This window comes from Celeribacter baekdonensis B30, assembly GCF_000299875.1.
Lineage (GTDB): Bacteria > Pseudomonadota > Alphaproteobacteria > Rhodobacterales > Rhodobacteraceae > Celeribacter > Celeribacter baekdonensis_A.
On record NZ_AMRK01000007.1, the window covers coordinates 199,171 to 223,952 of the forward strand.

The following is a 24,782-nucleotide window of genomic DNA, read 5'->3' on the forward strand; positions in this document are numbered from 1 at the left end:
TCTGATGAGCGGAACAATCCGACTGACCGCCGCGCAGGCCATGGTAAAATGGCTGAGCGTGCAACTCACCAAAGAGGGTGACCGATTTATCGACGGCATTTGGGGGATTTTCGGCCACGGCAATGTGGCGGGGCTCGGCGAGGCCTTGCAAGACGCGGGCAACGGTTTCCCAACATGGCGTGGCCAGAACGAGCAAACCATGGCACATGCGGCCATTGCCTATGCCAAGGGGCTGAAACGCCACCGCGCACAGGCGGTGACCTCTTCCATTGGGCCGGGTGCCACCAACATGGTGACCGCAGCCGCGCTGGCGCATGTCAACCGTCTGCCGGTGTTGTTCATACCCGGCGATGTCTTTGCCAACCGCCGCCCTGATCCGGTTTTGCAACAGGTTGAAAGCTTCGAAGATGGCACCATTTCGGCCAATGATTGCTTCAAGCCGGTGGTGCGCTATTTCGACCGGATCACCCGACCTGAGCACCTTTTGACGTGCTTGCCGCGCGCCCTGACGGTGATGACCGACCCGGCCAACTGTGGGCCTGTCTGCCTTGCCTTCTGTCAGGATGTGCAAGCCGAGGCCTACGACTATCCGGTTGAATTCTTTGACCCCAAAGTCTGGCGCGTGCGCCGCCCCGAGCCGGACAGTCTCGAACTCGCCGAAGTGGTCTCGATGATCAAATCCGCCTCCAATCCGGTTATCGTCTGCGGCGGAGGCGTGATCTATTCCGATGCGGAGGCCACACTCGCCGCGTTTGCCAGCACGCACAACATCCCTGTCGTCGAAACTCAGGCCGGCAAGTCGGCGTTGGCGCAGGCTCACCCGATGAATTTTGGCGCGAGCGGTGTGGACGGCTCTGCCGCCGCCAACGCCGTTTCGAAAGATGCCGATCTGGTCATCGGTGTGGGGACACGGTTTCAGGACTTTACAACCGGGTCGTGGACGTTGTTTGAAAAGCCCGGTCGCAGGTTGGTGTCGATCAACGTGGCGGCCTATGACGCGGTCAAACATGGCGCGATCCCGATGGTCTCGGACGCCAAAGTGGCACTGGAAAAGATCTCCGCCGCCCTAGGCAATCACAGAGCCCCCGCGGTCGATGCCGCATGTCGGACGGAGTGGTTGGCCGCCGTCACGGCCCATTGTTTGCCGCGCGAGGCCACACAAGACGGCCGCCCTCTGGATGCCGAGGTGATCGGCGCGGTTCAGCGCGCGACGGGGGAAGACGCCATCGCGATGTGTGCCGCGGGCACCATGCCTGGGGCGCTCAAGCTGCTGTGGCAACCATCCCAAGGCGGCTATCACATGGAATACGGCTATTCTTGCATGGGCTACGAAATTGCGGGCGCCATGGGGCTCAAATTGGCCCGACCCGAACGCGACGTGATCTGTTTTGTCGGCGACGGATCCTACATGATGGCGAATTCGGAACTGGCAACGGCGGTGATGCGCAAGGTGCCTTTCACGGTGATTTTGACAGACAACCGTGGCTACGGCTGTATCAACCGCCTGCAAACGCTCGGCTGCGGTGGCGCGCCGTTCAACAACATGTATGCCGATTGCAATGTCGAGGCCCAGCCCGATATTGATTATGTTGCCCATGCGGCCTCGATGGGGGCCTATGCGGTCAAGGCCGAGGGCATCGCCGATTTGGAAGTCCAGATTTCACATGCCCGCGGTCGCGACATTCCCACCGTCATCGTGATCGAGACCACCGCCGAGGAAGGTCCGGGCTTCGGCGCTGCGGGGCATTGGTGGGATGTCGCTGTTCCGGCAGTGAGCAAAACGGAAAAATCGCGCGCCGCCTATGCCGATTACCTTGAAAACTTGACCCGCCAACGGCTGATAAACTGACACCCCGGCGGGCATTCCGCCATAGGAGAGACAACCGATGATCCAGTTCGGGACAAATCCCATTGCATGGGCAAACGACGACGACCAGACCCTTGGCGCCGATATTCCGACCGCACGTATCCTGGACGAGGCGGGTCGGCAGATCGGCTTTGACGGAATCGAGAATGGCCACCGCTGGCCGCAGGATGACCCAGAGGCTCTGCGTGTGCTTTTGGCCGAATACGGGCTCGCCTTTATCTCGGGCTGGCACTCGCTCAACCTGCTTTCGCATTCGATTGAGGACGAGAAAACTGCAATCCAGCCGCATTTGGACAAGCTAAAGCACAACGGCTGCAAGGTCTGCATTGCATGCGAAACGTCGAATTCGGTTCAGGGGCTGGATAGGCCGCTGTCGGATCGCCCGGTGCTTGATCGTGCCGGTATGGCCGAGTTTGCGGCTAAGGTGGAAGAGATTGCGCAATATTGCTCTGATCAAGGGGTTGATCTCGTCTATCACCACCATATGGGCACTGTCGTGCAGTCGCCTGAGGATATCGACGCTTTCATGGCGGCCACGGGGCCTGCGACGAAGCTTCTGTTTGATGCCGGTCACTGTGTTTTTGGTGGCGGCGATCCTGAGGTGGTGTTGCGCAGGCATATCGGCCGCGTCCGCCATTTTCACGCCAAGAACGTCCGCCCCGTGATCCGGGACAAGGTCGAGGGGGACGCGCTGTCGTTCATGGATGGTGTGCGTGCTGGGGTCTTTACCGTGCCAGGCGATCAGGAAGGGGGGGTGGATTTTGCTCCGCTTCTGAAGGTTCTTGCCGAGAACAACTATGACGGTTGGATCGTGATTGAGGCTGAACAGGACCCCGACCAGCGCAATCCGCTTCTCTATCAGACCCTTGGCCTGGCCACTCTCAAACGGCTCGCACGCGACGCCGGTTTTTTCGACGGAGGCGCACATGTCTGATCTTTTGAAACGTCCCTTTGGAACGCACGGAAAAGTGCATCAGATCACACCCATGTCGGCGGGCTGGCGCTATGTGGGGTTTGACCTGTTCAAATTGCGTACCGGGGAAAAAATTTCGGATGCGACGGGCAAGACCGAGGTGATCTTCGTGATGGTTGAGGGGAAGGCACGCTTTACCGCTGCGGATCAGGAATGGGGTGAGCTTGGCCATCGCATGAATGTCTTTGAGAAGACCCCGCCGCATTGCCTGTATGTTCCGAACGGAGAAGACTGGGAGGCAGAGGCCACGACGGACTGCACGATTGCGGTCTGTCGGGCGCCCGGTCACTCCGGGCACAAGGCGCGACGGATCGGTCCCGATGGCATCACCCTGACCCAACGGGGCGAAGAGTCAAATTCCCGATTTATCAACAACATCGCAATGGAGAATGAGGATTATTGCGATAGCCTTTTGGTGACCGAGGTTTTCACCCCAGCGGGCAATTGGTCGTCATATCCCTCGCATCGCCATGACGAAGACGACTTCCCGAATATCACCTATCTTGAGGAAACCTATTACCACCGGATCAACCCGGCGAATGGTTTTGGAATCCAGCGGGTCTATACAGACGATTTGCAGCTCAATGAGACCATGGCGGTTCATGATGGCGACGTTGTTTGCGTGCCGCGTGGCCATCATCCTTGCGGTGCGCCGCATGGGTTCGAGATGTATTACTTGAACGTCATGGCCGGGCCGCTGCGCAAATGGCGTTTTATCGCAGCCCCTGAAGTTGAACACCTTATGTAATCCGCCTTTGGGTGGTCCCGGAGATATGAATATGACCCAACCTTTTGCACTGGCCGCATGCGCTGAAATGCTGTGGCAGGACAAGCCGATTGAATGGCGCGCATCGCGCCTCAAAGAGATGGGATTTGGAGTTGGCCTATGGAATTGGCCCGACCATGATCTCGCCAAGTTGGAGGCCACGGGGGCGAACTTCACGATCATGAATGGCTACCTCCAAGGCCGCTTGAGCGACGCAGAAGGCGCCCAAACCCTTCTCGCTTCGGCCCGTGAAACCGCTCACGTTGGCAAACGGCTTGGGGTTGCCCGGCTTAATCTGCATGGCACCGGTCTGGGCGATGGCGGAATTCCGATCCCGCGTCATGGAGTGTTTTCCCCCGGCATGATGCAGCGTGCCATTGATACGCTGCACCGCGTTTGCGACATGGCCGAGGAAGAAGGCGTAACGTTTACATTGGAAAACCTGAATCCGCTGGATCACCCGGGGTGCCCTTTCGGGTCTACGGCTGATGTTTTGGCGCTGGTTTCAACCGTCAATCGCCCCCAACTGCGGATCAATCTGGACCTATATCACACCCAAATTGGCGAAGGCGATCTGGTGCGGTGGTGCGCCGCTTGCTTGCCCTGGATCGGTGAAGTGCAAGTCGCGGATAATCCGGGCCGCTGCGAGCCGGGCACGGGCGAAATCAACTATACAGGCGTTGCGCGGGCGCTCGACGAGATGGGATACCGTGGACCTGTTGGCATGGAGGCCTTTGCCGCCAACGATCCAGATGCCGCGCTCGCCGCCTTCCGCGCCGCATTTACAATATAATTATTCCCGGTTTGTGACCCATGTGGCGTTGGGCCATATGGATCTCGAACATTCGCTGAGGTTGGGCCGTGCGCGCGCCCACCATCCGGCAAAGTGCTCGTTGGGATTGGTTGCCGCACGATCCAGATGTCTACGCAAAACGAACCTTGTCGAACGGTTCTTTTGCAGAGTGAAGGACATGCACAGACTGACAACCAGATGCGAAAAACTCAAACGAAACTTCCTATCAATGGTCTACAGCTTCGCGATCAGATGTTGGATCCATTGAGGCCACAGCCTCGATCAAGCCTCGATGTAAATCAGGAGGATATGATAAAACGACCCTACCGAAAATTGACTCTAGATGAACGTAGAATCTTAGCGAGATGCTTCAGGCGAAGGCCACCAAGACAAAGATCTCTATGACACTTGATCGAGATCGTTCAACCACCCGCCGAGAGATCAAAAGGAACTTCTGGGCTGATGATGCCGTCCCGAAGACGTACGCAGGATACTTCGAAATGGCTGTTATAGGCGCAACCTACCTTTTCAAAGCGCATCTCGCCTTTGACAGCCGTCTTCGGCCTGTCCGAGGTCATGAAGGCGTGTCATGAATGTTATTCACTGCGCCAGCCAATGCCGTGCGATGTAGCACACATGAGCCAGCACAGCTTCGGCCCCCTCTGCAGACCTCATCGGCACCTCAAGCGACAATGGCAGATCGTCAGGCAAAGCCTCCACAAAAGCGCGTAGATCAATCTGGCCCTCGCCCGGCGCAAGCCGCGCTTCGCGCGCGGTGAACAGCAACTCATCGGTTGTATAGTGCTCGGCCACAGGCCCGTCACACAGATGCGCAAAGGGAAGACGATCGGGCGAAATCGCAGCAAGCTGGGCAAGCGAGGACCCCGAGCGATCAAAATGCAAACTATCGACCAAGAGATGCACCTCAGGTCCGGCCGCCTCCACCACCCGCAACGCAGTGTCGAGATCGGGCACATCGGTCCAAGGGAAAAACTCGTGAATGATCGCCACGCCGCGCGATTTACCGGCCTCCGCCAGCGCAGACAGCGTGTCGGACAGTCGCGACAGATCAGGGTCATAAGGGGCGGTGATCAGGTGATGCGCCCCAAGCTCCGCCCCCATGTCAAACAACCACTCATAGTCCGCAACCCGCGTGTCAGGCGTTACCTTGAGAAACTCGATGTCACCAACGGTGATCCCGGTGGCGGCCATCGCCGTTTTGGTGGCGCGTAGCATCGCGGGATCGTCAGACAGCGGATAACCGGGGGACGTGTCCGTCACGCGCAAAAGCCGCAGTCCGACACCATCAAACCCGGCTTTGGCGGCGGCTTCGATGAAACGCGGCGGGGCAAGGTCGATGGCGGTGAGGTGGGCGGCACTCAAGGGACGGGACATGATCAAATCTCCTGTGTGGCGGCATGACGTCCGGCCACAAAACCAAAGGTCATGGCAGGCCCAAGGTTGATCCCACCCGCCGGATAAAACCCACCAAACACATTCGCATTGTCCGTGCCCGCCGCGTAAAGACCCGCGATGACGTGCCCCTGCCCGTCCAGCACACGCGCCGATCCATCGGTGCTCAGGCCCGCAAAGGTGCCAAAGCTGCCCGGCACAACCTCGACCGCATAAAACGGCCCCTGCTCGATCGGGGCGACGTTCGGATTTGGAGTATATTCGGGATCGCCCTGAAGCCGCATATAGGCGGTGCGGCCGCGCCCAAAGACCGGGTCTTCGCCACGCCGGGCACCCTCATTCCACTCAGCCACCGTTGTCTCCAACCCGGACGGATCAATACCACAGGCCTTGGCCAGCGCCGCAATCGTCTTGCCCGTTTTGAGGTAACCGGACTTGACCCAGTAGCCAAAGGGCACCGGCGCAGGCCGCACGACGCCAAGTCCGAAACGCCGCAAGAAACGATGATCACAAACCAGCCAGGAGCGCGCCGGGGCATCGGCGTCGACCGCATCCATCATGGATGTCACATAATCATGATAGCCAAGCCCCTCATTGCAGAACCGTTTGCCGTCCGAAAGCACCCCGATCACACCGGGTTTGCCGCGATCAATGATATGAGGGAACGGGCCTTTGGACCCGTCCGGCCACACAACATGCGACACCGGACAATAGGCGGTGGCGCTGGCCAGATCGAGATCCATCACGGCACCGGCAGCTTCGCCAAGCCGGAGCCCGTCGCCCGTTGCCGAGGGCACGGCGAGGGTCAGGTTTTCGTCATTGCGTTCAAAGGTTTCCGCGCGACGCGCCAGATCATGACCATAGCCGCCACAGGCCAGAACAACGCCACATTTGCCGATCAGCGTTGACCCATCCTTCAGGCGCACGCCTGTGATGCGCCCCCCATCAAAAATCAAACCAGAAACGGATTGCGACACTCTCAGATCAACCCCCGCATCCTTGGCCGATTTCATCAAGCGTCCAATCAAAGCCGCGCCATTGCGCAGCTCCATGCCCCGTTTGTGAAACGCAAGATCGCGGAAATGTCGCAATACGCGGCGGGTCACATAGGCAAAGGATTTGACTGATCGCGTCATGGTCATAAAGGCCTTGAGATCGGCACCGGATTGAATCGTCATACCCTTGAACGAGGTCTCTTTTAGAGGCTTACGCAGGATGTTCACGCTCGCACCCAAAGCCCGCGCATCAAAGGGTTTGGCAATCACCGATCGCCCGCCCATGCCCGCACCCGGCTGATGGCCGTAGGTGTCGGGAATGACCAAGCCGCCGTCAAATTGCAGAGCGGTGTTGTCTTCGAAAAAGGCGACCATTTTCGGGGCGGCATCGAGAAAGGCCTCGACCTTTTCCTCTTTGTAATAGTTGCCCGTGACGGCCTTAATATACTGACGCGGCGCGTCTATGTCCTCGACGATGCCCGCGCGCTGTGCCACCGGATTGCGGGGCGCAAAAATCCATCCGCCGGACCAGGCCGAGGTCCCTCCCATCACCGGCTCTTTCTCAAGCACGACAACAGAGCGCCCCAGATGCGCAGCGGTCACGGCGGCACTCAGCCCGCCCGCACCAGACCCGATCACGATCAGATCAAAGGTCTCTTGGGAAGGGGTCGCGTGAGCAGTCATGATATTTTCCTCCAAATTGGAAAGACTTTTCATACTTGCATGAATTAACGTCAAGTATCATGTATATTTCTACATTAACATTGTGTTATTCATAACCGAGCGTCAGTGCCCGATGAGGACCCATCCATGCGTGATATCACCCTGAGACAAATCGAAGTCATTCGTGCGGTCATGTTGCGCGGCACGATCATGGGCGCGGCGGAGTATCTCGGCGTGTCTGCGCCGGGTGTCAGCCGGTTGATCAAGCACACCGAGGAGACGCTGAACCTGCGGCTGTTTGAACGCCGCTCCGGGCTTTTTGTCCCCTCCGTCGAGGCGCAAACCGTGTTCGACCAAATCCGCGCCGTTTATAAGGGGGTTGAAAACCTCCAACTGTCTCTTGAGAGCCTGCAAAAAGGCGAAAACGTTCAACTCGCCTTTGCCTCTGCTCCCTCCGTCGCCCAATTCATCGCCGCCCGTGCCCTGCGCAATGTCCGCTCCCGTTTCCCCGATCTGTATATCGACCTGAACATTCTCAAGATCGAAGAGACCGTCGACTACCTTTTGTTGGAACGGGGCGAATTTGTGATCATGAGCTCCAAGGTCGATAACCCCGGCATCGAAACCGAAGAGATCGCCGCGACCACGTTGGTCTGTGTGTTGCCAGAGGGGCATCCTTTGGCGGAGAAAGACGAAATCTCGGTCCACGATCTGGTCAATGAACCTCTTGTCGGGGTCGATCCCGATGATCCCTATGGCGCTTTGCTGGTCAAACCGTTTCTGGATCACGGCATAGACATGCAACACAGTATGCGTGGTCGTTTTGCCCAAACCGTTGTCAGCCTCGTGCGCCATGGTCTTGGCGTTGCGTTGATCGACCGCTTTTCCGTTGCCGAAGTGTACATGCCCGGAATCGTGCGTCGTCCGCTGAAAGAGGCCAGCTGCATCCGCAGCTATGTGGTCAAAAAACAGGGGCGCGTCTTATCCAGCTTTGCCGAATACGCGATAACGCAGTTTCGCAAAGAACTGGTGCTTGCAGCAACTGAGCCGTTAAGCTCCTAAAAGGGCACCGCTTTTGCGCGCAAAACTGTGCGGTGGCAGATGACAAAATAACGCTAGGTTAATAATATCAATGTTTCGGTATTTGACGTTATTCACAATTTGCATATCTGTTATGCATAGGGGAGCCAAGGACAGAGGCTCTGCAAAACATTGATGGGAGGACATCTATGAAACGTTTCTTGATCGGCGCAGTCTCCGCACTGAGCCTTATGTCGGCTGCCGCCGTGGCACAGGAGTACCCAGCCAAGGAAATCCAAGGGATCATCCAATGGGGCGCCGGTGGTTCGACAGACACCGTGATGCGTGCCGTGACGCCGCATGCCGAAGAGATCCTGGATGGCACAATCGTGTTGCAAAACATGACCGGCGGTGTTGGCGCCATCGCATTGAACCATGTCGCAAACGAGGATGCTGACGGCTACAAAATCTTGATGGGGGCTGAAAACCCGCTGTTGTATAAAGTCATGGGCTTTGGCGACAAAGATTACTCCGACTTTACCCCGATCAACATTCTGGCCCGCGGCACGCCCATTCTTGTGGCCGGTGCGGATGCGCCGTTTGACGATTATGCTGGCATGATCGCATATATCAAAGAGCATCCGGGTGAAGTGCGCCTTGGGTCCACAGGTCCGGGCGGTGTGCCCTCTGTTGTCACTGCGATGATCGAAACGGTCGAAGGCGATCTTGATGTGATTTCTGTGCCTTACGATGGTGACGGCCCGGCATTGACTGCCCTGCAAGGGGGCGCAATCGACGTGATGCCTGCGGTTTTGGGCGCTGCGATTGAAAGCGTGCGCGCCGGTAAAATCAAAGCCCTCGCCGTGGTGGATGTGCAAGAAAACGAATACCTTCCGGGCGTTGCTCCGGTGACAGCAACCAACGAAGGCTTTGCGACCTATCTGCCCTGGGGTCCGTTCTTTGGCGTTTTCGTCAAAAAAGGCACACCGGATGATGTCGTTAAAAAACTCGAAGGCGCTTTTGCCGTGGCCGCGACCAATCCGGACTTTACCGACCTGATGGAAACCCGTGGCTTCACCTTGATGAGCATTTCGGGCGACGAAGCCGAGGCCTTCCTGACCAAATGGCAGCAAGGCACCACGTGGTTGCTCCAAGACGCTGGCATGACCAAATCTTCGCCGGAAGAGTTCGGCATCGCGCGTCCCGGCGAATAAGCACCAGACGTCCAAAACGCGTTCGGCTTTGGCCGAACACTGGCACCGCCCTTTCCGGTAAGGGGCGGTGTTTCAATTCACAGCAGACAAACTCTTGGAGGAGAGATGCAAGATCACGTTCATCACCATGACTCGACGCGGGACGGCTCATCGGACGCTACCCCTGGTGGCATCGTCGACAAACGTCGCCCTGGCGAGCTTGTCTTTACTGCATGTCTCGTGATCTTCAGCGGTGTCCTGCTGTGGAACGCCTATGGAATCTCCGGGTTTGAGGCGCTGTCCGGCGCGGGATCTGTCCCCATGGCCACAGCGGCCGTGATGCTGATCAGCGTGGCGATTGTCTTTTGGCGCACTGTGAAACTGTCGAAAACAGAAGACGAAACCGTGATGGAAGACATCACACCCCCGCTCGTTATTATCCTTGCCCTGTTTCTCGTCGCCTATGGCGTCCTCTTGAAACCACTTGGATTTTTGCCAACATCCGCGCTTTTCCTGATTGCGTCGATCAAACTTCTCTCCAAACGCAGTTGGGGTTTCACCCTGCTCGTCTCGCTGGGCAGCCTGCTCGCGATCTATCTGGTGTTCCGCATCGTGTTCACTGTCTTGATGCCCGCTGGCATCGTTCCCGAGGCTGAGGCCCTTCAGCTGTTGCGCAATCTTTTTAAAGGAGGTGCATGATGGACGCGTTCATGGCATTTCTGACGATTTTCACCCATCCTGAATTGTTGGTACTTGTCGGCGTGGGCACATTTGCGGGCGTTTACGTCGGCGCGATCCCCGGCCTGTCTGTGACCATGGCCGTGTCGATCCTTATTTCCTTCACCTTCTCCTGGGATGTTTTGCCCGCGATTTCGCTGATGATCGGCATCTATATGGGCGGCGTGTACGGTGGCTCGCGCACGGCGATCCTCTTGAACATCCCCGGCGCGCCCTCTGCCATCGCCACCGCGATGGACGGTTACCCCATGGCGCAACGCGGCGAAGCCGGTGAAGCCATCGGCACCACCACCGTCATGTCGTTTTTCGGCGGTCTGGTCGGGATCGTTGTGCTGGCCGTTCTGGCCCCGGTCGTCTCGGATTTCGCGCTTAAATTCCAACCGCGTGACTATATGCTCTTGGCCGTTCTCGGCATTCTGCTTGTCGGTTCTTTGTCCTCCGGGTCGTTGGTCAAAGGTATTTTTGCGGGCGCTCTTGGGATTGCCATTGGCGCAGTCGGCATGGACCCGTTGACCTTTACCGAACGCTTCACCTTTGACATCCCGTTGATGCGCGGCGGCATCAACTTTATCGCCGTGATGATCGGCATGTTTGGCGTCTCCGAAGCTCTCATGCAACTCCACCACGTCGATACCCCCGCGATCCGCCAGAAAATCAACCGCATCGTTCCCTCCTTTGGCACGATCCGCAAACACTTGCCGCTGTCGCTTCAGACCTCGACCATCGGCGTTCTGATCGGCGCCCTCCCCGGCACCGGCGGCGATATCGCGGCGTTGATGGCCTATGATCACGCCAAACGCGTCACCAAAAACCCGTCCCGTCCCTTTGGCGAAGGCGCGATTGAGGGCCTTGTGGCACCGGAAACCGCCAACAATGCTGCCGTGGGCGGGGCCTTTATCCCGATGATGACGCTGGGCATTCCGGGCGACGCGGTGACCGCGATCATGATCGGCGCGCTGTTCATTCACGGGCTGAACCCCGGCCCGATGTTGATGGTCGAGCAACCCGATATGTTCTGGTTCATTGTCGGCGCTTTGGTCATGGCCAACTTCTTTATGCTGCTGTTTGGCCTCACCGGCATCAAACTGTTCACCAAAATCGTCGAAATGCCGCGCGCTGTGTTGATCCCGCTGATCCTGCTCTTGTCCATCGTCGGGGCCTATGCGGTGAACAATTCGATCACCGATGTCTATTGGATGCTTGGCTTTGGCGTCTTTGGCTATTTCATGCGCCATTATGGCTATCCGCTTGGTCCCGTGATCCTCGGTGTGATCCTGTCGCGCCTTTTGGATGACAATTGGCGGCGCGCCATCATTTCTGAACGCGAAGACCTTGGCCGGTTTTTCCATGGCATCGTGACCAGCCCGCTGTCGCTCGTGCTGTTTATCGCCGTGATCCTGATCTTTGCGTCGCAAACCCCGCTCTGGACCAAATTCCGCAAGAAAGAGACCGCTTCAAAATGAGTGCTCCCGACATTCTCCTCGGCCTGATCGGCGACAATATCGCCGCCTCCCGCTCCCCGCGTCTGCATGAGCTCTGCGGCGCACAAAACGGCAAGCATGTCCGCTATGACCGCCTTGTCCCGCATGACATCGGTGCAAGCTGGGACACGATTTTCGCAGGGCTGGCGGCCAAGGGCTATCGCGGCACCAATGTGACTTACCCTTACAAGGAAAAAGTGGTGGCCAAGGTCGAGATTGATGATCCTCTGGTGCGGGCGATCGGCGCGGTCAACACCGCTATTTTCGAGAACGGCCACACCAAAGGCTTTAACACCGACTATTCCGGCTTTGTCGCCGCCTACACCCGCCAGCGCGCCGCGATGCCCACGGGAGTCACCTTGATGATCGGCACTGGCGGTGTGGGCCGGGCTGTGGCCTTTGGCCTCATTGCCCTTGGTGCGGCTGAAATTCGTCTGGTCGATATGGACCGCGCCAAGGCCGAGGACCTTGCTGCCGATCTGCGCACCGCCGCGCCCGACACCACGGTCACGGTCTTTGACAGCGCCGCAGAGGCCGCCAAAGGTGCCGCCGGTTTGATCAATTGCACACCCGTTGGTATGGTTGGCAAAGAGGGAACCCCCCTGCCCGCCACAGCGATGGAGGGGGCCGAATGGGCCTTTGATGCGGTTTACACACCCGTCGAGACCGAATTTTTGACCGATGCCGCGGCCCAAGGTCTCGACATCATCTCGGGCTGGGAATTGTTCTTTTTCCAAGGCGTTCACGCTTGGGGCCTGTTCACCAACCTGCCGCTTGACCAAGACCGCCTGCGCCAAGATCTTTTGTCCTAAGCTCACTTAAGCTGTCCAAGGAGCCTGCCATGAAAACCTCGATTGCGACCGTTTCTGTTTCCGGCGATCTGCGCGAAAAACTCGACGCCATTGCGGCGGCCGGGTTTGATGGGATCGAGATTTTCGAGCAAGACTTCATCGCCTTTGACGGCAGCCCGCGTGATGTGGGCAATATGATCCGCGATCACGGGTTGGAAATTTCCCTGTTCCAACCCTTCCGCGATTTCGAAGGTCTGCCCGAACCCCTGCGCGCCAAGGCCTTTGACCGGGCCGAGCGCAAATTCGATCTCATGCAGGAACTTGGCACCGATTTGGTGTTGGTCTGTTCGTCGTGCCATCCACAGGCTTTGGGCGGGATTGACCGTGCCGCAGCCGATTTTCGCGAGCTGGGCGAACGGGCCGCAAAACGCGGTCTGCGTGTGGGCTATGAGGCGCTGTGTTGGGGCAAACATGTGAACGATCACCGCGACGCTTGGGAAATCGTGCGCCGGGCGGATCACCCGAACATCGGCATCATCCTCGACAGTTTTCACACACTGGCGCGCAAAACCGCGCCCGACAGCATCCGCTCGATCCCCGGCGACAAAATCTTTTTCGTTCAGATGGCCGATGCGCCGCTGATCGACATGGACCTGCTCTATTGGTCGCGCCACTTTCGCAATATGCCCGGCGAGGGCGATCTTGATGTGACGGGATTCACCCGCGCCGTCATGGCGGCGGGCTATACGGGGCCGATTTCGTTGGAGATTTTCAACGACCATTTCCGTGGCTCCAACACCAAACAAGTGGCCAATGATGGCTATCGCTCCCTCATCGCCTTGATGGATGATGTGCATCGCGCCGAACCGGGCCTCAAACTCGACCTGCCCGCCCTGCCCCAGCGCGTCAAGCCCGAAGGCGTGTCCTTCGTCGAATTTGCCACCCGCGGCAAAGAGGCCGAAACCCTGAGCGAGCTGCTCAAAACCCTCGGGTTTGCCCGCGCCGCCACCCATCGCAACAAAGCCGTCACACTGTGGCAACAGGGCGACATCCGCCTTGTCATCAATGAGGAAACCGACGGCCACGCCGCCCATGCTTACAACGCGCGGGGCACGACCGTTTGCGATCTTGGCATTCTGGTCAACTCCGCACAGGACGTGATCACCCGCGCCACAGCCACGGGGGCACAGAGTTTTTCCCAAGACCTCGACATTGGCGAATTGGACATTCCGGCGATCCGGGGCCTTGGCGGCTCTGTGATGCATTTCATCGACAAAGAGACGGGTCTGGATCGGGTCTGGGAGGTGGAATTCAAGGTCGCAGATGCACCCGATTTGACCGGGGTCGGTCTGATGCATATCGACCATATCGCCCAGACGATGAGCTATGAGGATATGCTGAGTTGGACCCTGTTCTACACCGCCATTTTTGATGTCGAGAAAAGCCCGATGGTCGATGTGATCGACCCTGACGGGTTGGTGCGCTCGCAAGTGATCGAAACCCGCGATGGGGCGTTTCGCATCACCCTCAACGGCGCGGACACGCATCGCACTTTGGCGGGACAGTTTCTGGCCGACACCTTTGGCGCTTCGGTGCAACACATCGCGTTGGCAACGGCTGATATTTTTGACACCGCCGCAAAATTGGCAGGGCGCGGTTTTGCGCCCTTGCCGATTTCCCCCAACTATTACGACGATCTCGCCGCACGGTTCGATTTCCCGCCGGGTCTTCTTGAGAAAATGAAAGCCGCACATGTACTCTATGATCGCGATGAGAAAGGCGAGTTCTTTCAGCTCTATTCCGGCAGTTTCGCCGGTGGGTTGTTCTTTGAAATCCTTCAACGTGGAAGCTACATGGGATTTGGCGCGCCGAACGCGCCGTTCCGTATTGCCGCCCAAAAACGGCGCCTGCGCCCAAAAGGTATGCCGTTGCGCTGACCGATCAGCTCGGCAGGTTGTTCAGCCCTGTCGCCGACACGCCGCCATCGGCCAAAAGGGTCTGGCCCGTGACATAGGCGGCACCGTCCCCGGCCAAAAAGGCGACGATGGCGGCGATGTCTTCAGGCCGCCCCACCCGGCCCAAAGGCACTCTTTGCGCGCGGGCTTGCTCCAACCCTTCCTTGGCATAGATTGCCGCCGTCAGAGGCGTGCGGATCATCCCCGGGGCCACCGCATTGACCCGAATGCCATCGGACGCCCATTCCATCGCCAGATTTTCCACCAGTGAAATCACCGCAGCCTTGGCAGGTGCGTAGGCCGCCTGACCCAGATGCGCTTGCATCCCCGACATCGACGCGACGACAACAATCGTGCCCTTGGACGCCTTGAGCGCGGGATAAAACGCCTGTGCCAGAACGAAGGTTGAGCGCACATTGAGATTGAACATGCGGTCCCATTCCTCAAGCGATTGCTCGGCCAAGGGCGCGGGCTTGCCGGCCCCGGCGTTTGAGACAAACACATCCAGCCCGCCCAGAAACCCAAGCGCCTTTGCCGCGATATCGCGCGCAACCTCGGCGTCTCCCAAATCTCCCGTCAAAAACAAGACCTCGGCCCCGTAGCGTTCAAGATCGGCAATCAGTGCCGCGGGGACGGGATTGCGCCCCGATGCGGTTGTCACAATTTTTGCAGGACGGCCCGCAGCCTGCGCCTCTCGTGCCATCTGGCGCAATGTCGCACCCCCAATGCCCTCGCTTCCACCTGTCAACATAATCCGCATGATCGTCCTCCCTGTCGCGCGTTGGAGGACAGAATTTCAAACCCCATAAGGGGCAACAATGGACATTTCCCTAAGAGCCTTAAACCTTTCGTAAATATCCAAGATTTTTCACGCCTCGTGCATCGCGCCACCCGTCAAATTCCCTCAACGTATCGCGATCGCATAGGGGAGGCATGCAGATGAATTTCAAAGGCAAAACAGTTGTCATCACCGGCGGGGCCGCAGGCATTGGCTGGGCTACGGCCAACCTTTTCGCCGTGCGCGGCGCACGTGTGGCTTTGCTGGATCTCAACGGCGATCTGGCCCAGCACCGCGCAGGCGAACTGGGGGCGGATCATCTTGGCCTTGCGGTCGATGTGACCGACGAGCGGGCGGTGATCTCGACCTTGAATGAGATTGGCCCGGTCGACATTTTGGTCAACAACGCAGGTCTTGGCGACGTCAATACGCCGACAGTCGATCAAACCCTCGCCCATGTCCGGCGTTTGCTCGACATCCATCTTGTGGGCAGCTTTTTGATGAGCCGCGAAGTGGCGCGGGGCATGATCGACAGCGGGCACGGCGGGGCCATTGTCAACCTCGCCTCCATCGCCGCCCTCACCGGCCTACCCCGGCGCAATGCCTATGGCGCGGCCAAGGCAGGGCTTGTGGCAATGACAAAATCCATGGCCGCCGAATGGGGCCGTCAAGGCATTCGTGTCAACGCGGTGGCCCCCGGCTATGTCGCCACCGATCTTGTGCGCGGGCTGATCCGGGATGGGCTTTTGGCCAAAGACAAGATCCTCAGACGGACCCCATTGGGGAGGATGATCGACCCGTCTGAAATTGGCGAAGCCATTGCCTTTCTCGCCTCCGATGCCGCCTCTGCCATCACTGGCACCGTGCTTTCGGTCGATGCCGGTTGGATGGCCTATGGGGCCGCAGAGGATCTTTAGCGCGATGATCTTTAACGCAGCGGAGAAACCGCAATCGGACGCAGGATTTCGTGGCGCGTCGCGCCTTGTGATGTGGCCATCGGATCGCCACCCCACAGCGTGACGGTCTCGCCCGGAGTTTCACCGGACATCACCCGCCAGCGAGCGACCAAGGGCTCATCGCTTTGCACCTCTTTGCCAAAGGTCAGACTTTGAAGACCCGGCGCAAACAGCGGGCCGATCGTGTCATTCGGGTGCTGGGTTTTGCGTCCCGCCTCCGCCGCGTCCAAGGCAACACTTCCCTCAATCCGGGTCATCATCATATTGCGCTGCGCGACGATGAGCGGAAAACCATATGGCACGAACCCCTCGATCCAGTCACGGTTCGCCGCAAACCCAACCCGCGCTGCGGCGCGTTCCTCAAGGCTTTCGTAAATCCACAAATGGTAGAGCCGGTTGAGCGCGCCAGTGTCGGTCAACCAATATCCCGCCATCGGCAAATGAGAGGTCAGCGCCTTCATCCCCGTGCGCATCAACAGCGCCAGATACTCTGACCCGGTTCCGGGTTTGAGGTCATAGACCCGCAATTCGTAAATCATATCATCCTCCACATTGCGCTTGGACAATTCCACGGCTGGCACCGGGAAAACATGTAGAGAGCGCGGTTTGACTTGGACGATTCACGCCTTTTGCCGCTCTGTTTGATAGGTCTCGCGATAGGCGCCGGGCGGTTGACCCACACGTTGCGAAAAGAAGCGCGAAAAATAGGCCGGGTCTTCGAACCCAAGATCATATCCCACCTCGGCCACGGTCATCGTCATATAGATCAAACACCGCTTGGCCTCGATCACCACCCGTTCATGCAAAAGCTGTGAGGCGGTTTTGCCCACCCGTGCCTTGCAGGCCAGATTGAGCCTTTGGATGGAAACGCCCAGTTTGGAAGCATAAAATTCAAGCCCCTTTTCGGATTTGAAATGGGTCTCCAAGATTTCGCGGTATCGGCACAGGAGGTCATAATCGCGGTCCACGCGCTGGGTTTCCTCTGCCCCAACCTCAAGCCGCAACCGCATCAGCGCCACGAGAATACGCTCGAACTGCGCCTTGATCGCCAAGCGCCGCCCCGGCGCATTCCACGTATATTCGCGCCGCATCCACTCAAAACTCTCGCGCAAGGTGCCGCAATTTGGGTCACCCTCAATCAGGGCATAGGCCGCGGGATGCTCCAAAGCGTCGGCAAAGCGCGCGTCGCCTTGGGTCGTTGCCTTGGCGTAGGTGCAGGCGGCAGTGATCACAAAGCCATCCGTGCCCGGCAAAAACCGGATTTCATGCACCATTGCCACTGGGATGACCACCATTGCAGGCACGGGGATTGCATAGGTCCGGGCTTCGATCTGGATCTCGCCACCGCCGCGCTCCACGAACAAAAGCTGGACGTGATCTGGATGCGCATGGGCGCGAATTGTCCAATCATTGGCGCCGGACCGATCGCGGATCGGTTCAACGTGAATGAAGTCAAGCTCCACCTCCGCAAGGGTATCTCCGTAGAGATAGTAGCGCGGAATCGGTTGCTCTGCTGAGATCAGCATGGGGTGTATCCTCCTCTTTGCTCCCAGTTCCTCCCCCGGGAGCACCTGTGAATAGTGCAATGAATATCGGCGTCCGTCCATTCGCGTGACACAGGGCATTTGCCATATCTCAACCATGGGAGGCGGCTGATCCGCGCCGCACAAAAGGAGGAGAAATCATGCAAACGCGTCTCAGGGATGGCACGGAATGCGATGTACTTGTCATCGGGTCGGGGGCCGGTGGGATGGCCACCGCCATCACCGCCGCCAAACAGGGGCTTGATGTCATCATTATCGAAAAAGCCCCGGTCTTTGGTGGGACAACCGCCTTTTCCGGTGGCGTTGTTTGGATACCCGGCAATCCCAATTGCCCGCCGGACGACATCGCACAGGCGCGCGAATATATGAAACACGAGACCGGAAATTTTTATGATGAAAGCGCGGTGAATGCCTATCTCGACACCGGTGCCGAAATGCTTGCGTTTTTCGAACGCGAAACCGAGGTCAAATTCAGCCCCTCGCTTTATCCCGACTATCACCCGGATGCGCCGGGTGGGGCCGACGTGGGTCGTTCGCTGACAGCAACACCCTATGACACCAGCGCCTTGGGGGACAACCTCAAACGCCTGCGCCCGCCGTTGTCGACGATCACCTTCATGGGGATGATGTTCAATTCCTCGAATGCCGACATCAAACATTTCTTTAACGCGACCAAAAGTGTGCGCTCTTTCGCCTATGTCGCCAAACGCCTTGCCGCGCATGCCGCCGAAGTGGTCCGCTATGGTCGCGGCACGCATGTGACCTCGGGCAATGCCTTGGCCGCGCGTTTGGCGAAAAGCTGTTTTGATCTGAACATTCCGATCTACACCGACAGCCCCGCGCGGGACCTTTTGACCGAACACGGGGCGGTTGTCGGCACCAAGGTCAAAGGTCAGATGGGCGATGTGATTGTGCGGGCGCGCAAAGGCGTGGTCTTGGCCGCAGGGGGCTTTGCCCATGACATTGCAAAAATCCGCGAGGCCTATCCGCATCTCAAACGCGGCGGCGAACATCTCTCGCCCGTGCCCAAAGACAACACCGGCGACGGCATTGATCTTGGCCGCACCGTCGGCGGTCAGTTCGAGGTGCGGTTCCCGGAAACCTCCGCCTGGATGCCCGTCTCGAAAGTGCCCACGAAAACCGGGTTCAAACCCTTTCCGCATCTGATTGACCGTTACAAACCGGGCATCATCGGCGTGTTGAAATCCGGTAAACGCTTTACCAATGAAAGTGCCAGCTATCACGATGTCGGTGCCGCGATGATCAAGGCCTGCGAGGGCGAGACAGAGACCGCCTGTTGGCTGATTGCGGACCGTCCGACGATCCGCAAATACGGTCTTGGCTTTGCCAAACCCGCCCCTGTGCCGCTCGCGCCCTATCTGAAGAATGGCTATCTTGTCTCCGGCAAGACGCTTGCCGATTTGGCGCGAAACGCAGGGATAGACGCCAGGGGGCTGGCGGCGACGATTGCCACCTACAACAAGGATGCCGTGCGCGGCGCGGACCCCGAATTCGGGCGTGGAGCCACCAGTTTCAACCGCTATCTCGCAGACCCAGAGGTGGGTCCGAACCCTTGCGTAGCGCCCATCACCGAGGGTCCATTTTATGCGCTCAAACTCGTCATGGGCGATCTGGGCACATTTGACGGGCTGGCAACGACCGTCGAAGGCCAAGTGCTCGACACCCAAGGCACGCCGATTGGCGGGCTTTACGCAGTGGGCAATGACCGCGCTTCGATCATGGGCGGCAACTACCCCGGTGCGGGGATCACGCTCGGCCCGGCGTTGACCTTTGGCTACATCACGGGCCGTCATCTGGCGGGAGTGGCATAAATGAGCTGGATTGATTTTACGGGCAAAATCGTCGTCGTCACTGGTGGATCGGGCGGGATCGGCCGGGCCATGTTGGACGCGTTCAAAGCCTTGGGGGCCACGGTGGTGGCCCTCGATTACCGCGCAGAGGAGGCCGAAGCGGCGGCCCATGCAGTCGGAGGATATGGTTTTGGCTGTGACGTGTCCGACCTGCGCTCTGTTGAGGCGGCGGCGGATCACATCGCCAAACTTGGTGGCGCGGATGTGTTGGTGAACAATGCTGGTATCCTGCGCCCGGGTCCGCTTGAGGATCTGGCGATTGAGGATTGGCAAGCCATGCTCAAGGTCAACTTGGATGGCTGTTTCCTCACCGCTCAGAGCTTTGGCCAACAAATGATCTCCAAAGGCGCCGGGGCTTTGGTCCATGTCGCCTCGATTTCTGCCAGTCAGCCGCAGCCCTTTTCGGGCGCTTATTCGCCCGGCAAGGCCGGTGTGGCGATGTTGTCGCGGGCGCTGGCCTATGAATGGGGACCAAAGGGCGTGCGCTCGAACGTGGTCTCGCCCGGTCTGGTTCTGACTCCGATGTCCGAGCCGTTCTATGCCAATCTTGAGGTCAAAGCCGCACGCGAGCGCCGAGTGCCCACCGGGCGCATCGGCACCGCACAAGACATGGCCAATACGGCCGTTTTCCTCGCCTCGGCGCGGGCGTCCTATATCAACGGTCAAGAGATTGTGGTGGACGGGGGGCTGAGCCAAACCTTGATGGGGAGCGTCCCCCGCCCAGGATATACGGAATAATCTCAAAAAGGTGGGGGTGGCGATTACGCCACCTCCTCCATGTGACCACCAAGGAAAAGCTGGCCCACTCTGGGATCGCCCAGCAAAACATCGGCCCGCTCGTGCATCCGCATTTGTCCCAGTTCCAACACGATCCCGTCATCCGACATCGCGAGTGCGGCTTTGGCGTTCTGTTCGACCATCAGGATCGTCACACCCTCGTCGCGCAGGGTTTTCAGGGTTTCAAACACCTCCTGCACCAGATTGGGCGACAGGCCGATCGAGGGTTCATCAATCAGCACAAGTTTCGGATCAAGCAGCAGCGAGCGTGCGATTTCGAGCTGTTTTTGCTGTCCGCCCGACAATTCAATCGCCTTGCGGTCTTTGAATTTGCGCAGCATCGGGAACTGATCCATGACCAGCTCCATCCGCCGTTTCACGCTCGGTTGATCGGAGGAGGTGATCCCGCCCATTTCCAGATTGTGCCACACAGAAAGCTGCGGGATGACATTGCGGCCCTGCGGCACATAGGTGACGCCATGACCGATCATCTGTTTCGGCGTCGAACGCGTCACGTCTTCGCCATCAAACATGATGGAGCCGGATTGAATATCCAGCATCCCAAAAATGGCTTTGAACACTGTCGATTTCCCCGCCCCGTTCGGGCCGATCACCGTGGTGATCGTACCGCGCGGGATGGAAAATGTCGTGCCATTGAGAATGGTGATTTTGCCATAGCCCCCGTAGAGGTTTTTCAGTTCCAACATTGCCGACATGTCAGCCTCCCAGATATGCATCGATGACGTTTTGATTTGCGCGGATGTCCTCGGGCGCGCCTTCGGCGATGATTTCGCCTTCGGCCAACACGATGATCCGCGTGCACAGCGACATCACGAATTCCATGTTGTGCTCGATGACCACAAAGGTGGTGCCATGTTCGCGGTTGTAGGTGATCAAACGCTCTTTGAGATATTGCAGCATGGTCAGATTGACCCCGCCCGCCGGCTCATCAAGCAACACCAACCCCGGCCCTGCCATAAACGCCATAGCCGCATCCAACAGCTTTTGTTGGCCATAGGACAAGGACCCCGCCATCTCGTCGCGCAGATGCCCGAGACGGAAGAATTCGATCATATCCTCTGCAGCGCCGGTCAGCCCCGCGTCCGATTTGCCGAACAGCCGGGTGAACATCGTGCCATGGTGCTCTTGACCCGCCATGATGATGTTCTCGATCACCGACATTTGTGGAAACACTGAAAGCTGTTGGAAGGTGCGGCCAACGCCAAGCCGGTTGAGATCATGCGCCTGTGCGCCCGCGACAGATTTGCCGTTGATCTGAACCGTGCCCGAACTGGGCGCCAGTTGTCCGAGAATACAGTTGAACAGCGTCGATTTGCCGGAGCCATTCGGACCAATAAGGCCCAGAATTTCGCCCTTTTTCACCTCGAATGAGACACCATTGACGGCTTTGATCGGTCCGAAATGTTTGGTCATGTCTTTGACCGATAGAACGGTTTCAGTTTGCATCACAACTGTGCTCCCTGTTTGAGATCGCCGCGCTCTTTGCGAGGTTTCATCGCGATCAGGAGTTTACGCCCAAGCCCTAAAAGCCCCTGCGGTGAGAAGATCATGACCACAAGCACCAGAAGCGCGTAGATGATGAGGTAATAGCCATCGGTAAAGCGCAGCATTTCCGGCAACAGCACGACAAGAGCCGCGCCAAGAATGGGACCGAAGAAATAACCAGAGCCGCCGACAATTACCATGAGCAGGATTTTAAGCGACAGGATCAACGTGAACGAGCCGGGTTCGATGAACTGCACCAAGGGCGCTTGCAGCGCACCGGCCAGACCGGCCATGGACGAACCGATGGCAAAGGCCAAAAGCGTCATGCGGGTTGTGTTGAGACCCAAGGAATTAGCCCGGATCGGATTTTCGCGCAGCGCTTTGAACGCGCGACCCCAAGGCGAATGCAACATCCATGCCATCGCGCCCGCCGTCACCAGGAAACACACAACCGTAAAGTAATAGAACGGCAGTTGCTTCATGGTGTCGAAAGGGCCGAACACCGGGCGCGGGATGCCGACAAGGCCCAGCGAGCCGCCTGTAAGCCATTCCTCGTTGCGCAAGACCAGAAAGACGAGCGCATTGAAGGCAAGTGTGACGAAGGCCAGAAAATGGTGTTGGACCCGAAGCGCCGGGTAGCCCAAAGCCAGACCGATCAAGAAGGTCGCGGAGATCGAGCAAAACACCGCGACGAGCCAATGCATGCCCGCCATGGTCAAAAGTGCCGTGACATAGGCCCCGATCCCCATGAATGCGGCCTGCGCCAAACTGATTTGGCCGGCGTATCCGAGCGTCAGATTCAGCCCCATGGCGGAGATCGAAAAGATCAGCCAGGAACACAGGATATAGATGATGTAGTTGCTCTGCCCGATCGGTGCGAACAGGAGAGCCACACTAAAAGTGATCAGGAAAAGAATGCGGAAAGCGGTCATACGGTCCTCCCTTCGGACGTGCCCATGATGCCTTGTGGGCGCACCATGATGATGACGATGAGCAGGATAAGCGGGATTGCCGTGCGATATTCGGCAGAGATGTAAACCGCGGCAAGATTGTCCAGAACGCCAATCAAAAGCCCGCCGACCAGCGCGCCTCGGATTTGGTTAAACCCGCCGACGATGGCCGCGATAAAGGCAATCATACCAAGCGTTTCCCCGTTGGAGAATTTGGCCAGATAGACCGGCGAAATCAGGATCGATGCGATGGCGGCCAAGGCACCGTTGATCAAAAACGTGTACATCACCATCCGTTTCACATCGACGCCAAGGATTTCGGCCACGCGCGGATCTTGCGCGGTGGCTTGCATGGCGCGACCCGTCCGGGTGCGTTGCAAAAACAATTGCAAAGCGATGATCGCGGCAAAGGCCACGGCAAGGTTACAGAGATCCTGAACCGACACCGACGCGCCAAAGACATTCATCACATGCTGCGGAAACAGCGATGGAAAGGGCTGACCTTGGGCGGAATAAAATTCCTTGACGCTTTCTTTCATCAAAAGCCCCAGTGCAATGGTGGCGATCACCAAAGGCATCGTGCCATGCGGCAGCATCGGCTCTACCACCAGCTTTTTGAACATCGCGCCAAGGATCACGATCGACAGCACAAAGGCGGTCAGGATGGCCGCCCAAAGCGGCAGTCCAAACAAAGTCATCCCCGCCAACACGAAAAAGGCAGGCAACATGACAAATTCGCCCTGCGCGAAGTTGATGGTTTGCGAGGCCTGCCACAACAGGGTGAACCCCACGGCGGCCAAGGCATAAATCGCACCGGACGACAGGCCCGATATGAGGATTTGCAGGAGTTCGGCCATCGCCATTCCTTCCCGTTTAGTGTTAAAAGACCCTCTGCTCCGATGGAACAGAGGTCGCGGAGCGGTGCCGCATGCGTTGCGAACCTCAGTTGGCGGGGAGAACCTCGGAGACCGTTTCACGGCCGCCCTTGACTTCCACCATGTAGCTTTGGCGCGACACTTCACCGACGTCGTCCCAGCACATGTCGATCAAAACGCCAGGGTAGGTCTTGGCATCAAGACACAGCCCGTGCACAACATCGGCGAGTTTTTGACTGTTCACTTCGCCGACCATTTCCGTGCCATATTTGATCGTATACGCACCGATATAGCCCTTCATCCCGTTGTAATCGGGGCTATAACCGAAGCGCTTAGAAAATTTTGCCGCGAACTCTTGCACCAAAGGATCAGAGGCGGCGATGGTGAGGGCGGCATGGCTTTTGGCGCCATTGGCCGCCGGACCCGCAAGATCAATGACCTTCTCAGAGGTCAAAACACTGTCGCCAATGCGCGGAATGTCGAGACCCTGTTTGACAGCTTCCATCAGGAACCGTGCGGCTTCTTCTTGGGTGAGGTAGATGAAAACCGCCTCAGCGCCGGAGTTTTTGATCTTCAAAACATCGGCGGAAAAATCCGCTTGGCCCTGTTCAGAGGGCACATCCGCCACAACGTCCAAACCGACTGCTTTGACGTTTTCAACGAAACTGTCATGGCCGCCTTTGCCAAATTCCGTATTGGCCCAAGCGACGGCCACTTTGCTCACCCCAAGCTGATCCTTGAGATAGGTCGCGATTTTGGGCATGCCCTTTTGCGCACCCCAATTGGTGCGGAAAATATAGGGGTTGCCCTTTTGCGTGATCGACGGGGCCTCGGAGGCGGTGAATTGTGGGATGCCGTTTTGCTGGGCGACCAACAT

General features: G+C 58.2%; 23 protein-coding genes and 1 pseudogene. 14 read left to right on the plus strand and 10 right to left on the minus strand.

All coding sequences use genetic code 11. The features are described 5' to 3' along the window. The first annotated feature begins 4 nt into the window (after positions 1 to 4). The 5 genes and pseudogenes from iolD to B30_RS22800 form a co-directional block, all read left to right on the plus strand. Positions 5 to 1,849: a 3D-(3,5/4)-trihydroxycyclohexane-1,2-dione acylhydrolase (decyclizing) gene (gene iolD, locus B30_RS13575; RefSeq protein ID WP_009572678.1), complete on the plus strand. Its 1,845-nt coding sequence runs from the start codon at positions 5 to 7 to the stop codon at positions 1,847 to 1,849. Positions 1,850 to 1,886: 37 nt separating this feature from the next. Then, the gene (gene iolE / locus B30_RS13580) at positions 1,887 to 2,801 is read left to right on the plus strand and encodes a myo-inosose-2 dehydratase (RefSeq protein ID WP_009572679.1); all 915 of its coding nucleotides are present in this window, start codon (positions 1,887 to 1,889) and stop codon (positions 2,799 to 2,801) included. Further along, the gene (gene iolB / locus B30_RS13585) at positions 2,794 to 3,588 is read left to right on the plus strand and encodes a 5-deoxy-glucuronate isomerase (RefSeq protein ID WP_009572680.1); all 795 of its coding nucleotides are present in this window, start codon (positions 2,794 to 2,796) and stop codon (positions 3,586 to 3,588) included. Before iolE ends, iolB begins: the two co-directional genes overlap by 8 nt. Positions 3,589 to 3,619: 31 nt before the next feature. Then, positions 3,620 to 4,399: a TIM barrel protein gene (locus tag B30_RS13590; RefSeq protein WP_009572681.1), complete on the plus strand. Its 780-nt coding sequence runs from the start codon at positions 3,620 to 3,622 to the stop codon at positions 4,397 to 4,399. A 312-nt stretch (positions 4,400 to 4,711) separates the two neighbouring features. Further along, positions 4,712 to 4,905, plus strand: a pseudogene (locus B30_RS22800) (helix-turn-helix domain-containing protein); the annotation flags it as partial. Positions 4,906 to 4,999: 94 nt separating this feature from the next. On the opposite strand, the gene B30_RS13600 reads toward B30_RS22800, so the two are convergent. Both B30_RS13600 and B30_RS13605 read right to left on the minus strand, forming a co-directional pair. Then, on the minus strand, positions 5,000 to 5,794 hold the full coding sequence (locus tag B30_RS13600) for a sugar phosphate isomerase/epimerase family protein (RefSeq protein WP_009572683.1): 795 nt from the start codon (positions 5,792 to 5,794) through the stop codon (positions 5,000 to 5,002). Positions 5,795 to 5,796: 2 nt separating this feature from the next. Beyond that, entirely contained in the window at positions 5,797 to 7,491 is a 1,695-nt protein-coding gene (locus B30_RS13605) for an FAD-dependent oxidoreductase (RefSeq protein WP_009572684.1), read from the minus strand. Between the two features lie 126 nt (positions 7,492 to 7,617). Here B30_RS13605 and B30_RS13610 point away from each other — a divergent pair, with 126 nt between their 5' ends. From B30_RS13610 to B30_RS13635, 6 genes are all read left to right on the plus strand, one after another. Further along, positions 7,618 to 8,532 (plus strand): LysR family transcriptional regulator, encoded by a 915-nt coding sequence (locus B30_RS13610; protein WP_009572685.1) that lies wholly within the window; start codon positions 7,618 to 7,620, stop codon positions 8,530 to 8,532. 167 nt (positions 8,533 to 8,699) lie between these two features. After that, positions 8,700 to 9,704, plus strand: a complete 1,005-nt coding sequence (locus tag B30_RS13615) for a Bug family tripartite tricarboxylate transporter substrate binding protein (RefSeq protein WP_009572686.1) — start codon at positions 8,700 to 8,702, stop codon at positions 9,702 to 9,704. A gap of 105 nt (positions 9,705 to 9,809) precedes the next feature. Then, complete coding sequence (locus tag B30_RS13620; protein WP_009572687.1) at positions 9,810 to 10,382, plus strand: tripartite tricarboxylate transporter TctB family protein; 573 nt, start codon at positions 9,810 to 9,812, stop codon at positions 10,380 to 10,382. Beyond that, the gene (locus B30_RS13625; RefSeq protein WP_009572688.1) at positions 10,382 to 11,884 is read left to right on the plus strand and encodes a tripartite tricarboxylate transporter permease; all 1,503 of its coding nucleotides are present in this window, start codon (positions 10,382 to 10,384) and stop codon (positions 11,882 to 11,884) included. The genes B30_RS13620 and B30_RS13625 overlap by 1 nt, the downstream gene beginning before the upstream one ends. After that, the gene (locus B30_RS13630; RefSeq protein WP_009572689.1) at positions 11,881 to 12,714 is read left to right on the plus strand and encodes a shikimate dehydrogenase family protein; all 834 of its coding nucleotides are present in this window, start codon (positions 11,881 to 11,883) and stop codon (positions 12,712 to 12,714) included. Before B30_RS13625 ends, B30_RS13630 begins: the two co-directional genes overlap by 4 nt. A gap of 29 nt (positions 12,715 to 12,743) precedes the next feature. Beyond that, the gene (locus B30_RS13635) at positions 12,744 to 14,630 is read left to right on the plus strand and encodes a bifunctional sugar phosphate isomerase/epimerase/4-hydroxyphenylpyruvate dioxygenase family protein (protein WP_009572690.1); all 1,887 of its coding nucleotides are present in this window, start codon (positions 12,744 to 12,746) and stop codon (positions 14,628 to 14,630) included. A gap of 4 nt (positions 14,631 to 14,634) precedes the next feature. Here the strand turns inward: B30_RS13635 and B30_RS13640 are convergent, their stop codons facing one another. Then, on the minus strand, positions 14,635 to 15,408 hold the full coding sequence (locus B30_RS13640; RefSeq protein WP_009572691.1) for an SDR family NAD(P)-dependent oxidoreductase: 774 nt from the start codon (positions 15,406 to 15,408) through the stop codon (positions 14,635 to 14,637). A 173-nt stretch (positions 15,409 to 15,581) separates the two neighbouring features. Here B30_RS13640 and B30_RS13645 point away from each other — a divergent pair, with 173 nt between their 5' ends. Then, positions 15,582 to 16,343 (plus strand): SDR family NAD(P)-dependent oxidoreductase, encoded by a 762-nt coding sequence (locus tag B30_RS13645; RefSeq protein ID WP_198430613.1) that lies wholly within the window; start codon positions 15,582 to 15,584, stop codon positions 16,341 to 16,343. A gap of 11 nt (positions 16,344 to 16,354) precedes the next feature. On the opposite strand, the gene B30_RS21470 is transcribed toward B30_RS13645, so the two are convergent. Beyond that, positions 16,355 to 16,921 (minus strand): NIPSNAP family protein, encoded by a 567-nt coding sequence (locus B30_RS21470; protein WP_009572693.1) that lies wholly within the window; start codon positions 16,919 to 16,921, stop codon positions 16,355 to 16,357. A gap of 81 nt (positions 16,922 to 17,002) precedes the next feature. After that, positions 17,003 to 17,908 carry a helix-turn-helix domain-containing protein gene (locus B30_RS13655; RefSeq protein ID WP_009572694.1) on the minus strand — a complete coding sequence of 302 codons (906 nt, stop codon included), beginning with the start codon at positions 17,906 to 17,908 and terminating at the stop codon, positions 17,003 to 17,005. Positions 17,909 to 18,066: 158 nt separating this feature from the next. Between B30_RS13655 and B30_RS13660 the strand changes: the two genes are divergently transcribed. After that, positions 18,067 to 19,758, plus strand: a complete 1,692-nt coding sequence (locus tag B30_RS13660; protein WP_009572695.1) for an FAD-dependent oxidoreductase — start codon at positions 18,067 to 18,069, stop codon at positions 19,756 to 19,758. Further along, on the plus strand, positions 19,759 to 20,535 hold the full coding sequence (locus tag B30_RS13665) for an SDR family NAD(P)-dependent oxidoreductase (RefSeq protein ID WP_009572696.1): 777 nt from the start codon (positions 19,759 to 19,761) through the stop codon (positions 20,533 to 20,535). Between the two features lie 23 nt (positions 20,536 to 20,558). Here the strand turns inward: B30_RS13665 and B30_RS13670 are convergent, their stop codons facing one another. The 5 genes from B30_RS13670 to B30_RS13690 all read right to left on the minus strand — a co-directional run. Next, entirely contained in the window at positions 20,559 to 21,290 is a 732-nt protein-coding gene (locus tag B30_RS13670) for an ABC transporter ATP-binding protein (protein WP_198430614.1), read from the minus strand. A 1-nt stretch (position 21,291) separates the two neighbouring features. Next, positions 21,292 to 22,041, minus strand: coding sequence for an ABC transporter ATP-binding protein (locus tag B30_RS13675; protein ID WP_009572698.1), 750 nt, complete (start codon positions 22,039 to 22,041; stop codon positions 21,292 to 21,294). Further along, the gene (locus B30_RS13680) at positions 22,041 to 23,012 is read right to left on the minus strand and encodes a branched-chain amino acid ABC transporter permease (protein ID WP_009572699.1); all 972 of its coding nucleotides are present in this window, start codon (positions 23,010 to 23,012) and stop codon (positions 22,041 to 22,043) included. Before B30_RS13680 ends, B30_RS13675 begins: the two co-directional genes overlap by 1 nt. Then, positions 23,009 to 23,887 carry a branched-chain amino acid ABC transporter permease gene (locus B30_RS13685; protein WP_009572700.1) on the minus strand — a complete coding sequence of 293 codons (879 nt, stop codon included), beginning with the start codon at positions 23,885 to 23,887 and terminating at the stop codon, positions 23,009 to 23,011. Before B30_RS13685 ends, B30_RS13680 begins: the two co-directional genes overlap by 4 nt. Before the next feature lie 85 nt (positions 23,888 to 23,972). Further along, the coding region (locus B30_RS13690) for an ABC transporter substrate-binding protein (protein ID WP_009572701.1) at positions 23,973 to 24,782 on the minus strand (810 nt) is incomplete at its 5' end.